This window comes from Streptomyces sp. NRRL WC-3549 (assembly GCF_000721935.1).
Taxonomy (GTDB): Bacteria; Actinomycetota; Actinomycetes; order Streptomycetales; family Streptomycetaceae; genus Streptomyces.
The window spans coordinates 1-442 of record NZ_JOCS01001853.1 but is presented as its reverse complement, the minus strand read 5'-3'; the positions used below and the strand labels follow the sequence as shown (position 1 = coordinate 442).

The window sequence follows — 442 nt, the reverse complement described above, 5'->3', positions numbered from 1 at the left end:
ACCATCGGCGTCCTCAGCCGGCCGCGAATGCACACCGACCACCCGTCGACCATCCGCCGACGGCCCACCCACCGACAACTGCAACGACACACCACCACGCTCAGGCATCACCAAAGGCGCCTGCAGCGTCAACTCCTCCAGATACCCACACCCAACCCGCTCCCCCGCATACAGCACCAACTCCACGAACGCCGCACCCGGCAACAACACAGAACCCAGGACCACATGATCCGCAAGCCACCCGTGCGACTGAAGCGACAACCGCCCCGTCAACACCAACCCGTCCCCCTCAGCAAGGGACACCTCCGCACTCAACAGAGGATGATCAACCGCACGCGCACCCAGACCCAAACCGTCAACCGCACCCGCCGGAAGAGACGCCAGCCAAAAATGCTCACGCTGGAAGGCGTACGTCGGCAGGTCGACACGACGGGCCCCGGTG

The 442-nt window shown here is 64.9% G+C and carries 1 protein-coding gene; it reads right to left on the bottom strand.

What is annotated here, in order from left to right:
* Positions 1-315: polyketide synthase dehydratase domain-containing protein (locus IH13_RS36380; RefSeq protein ID WP_324605152.1), on the bottom strand; the 315-nt coding region annotated here is incomplete at its 3' end.
* Positions 316-442: the final 127 nt, after the last annotated feature.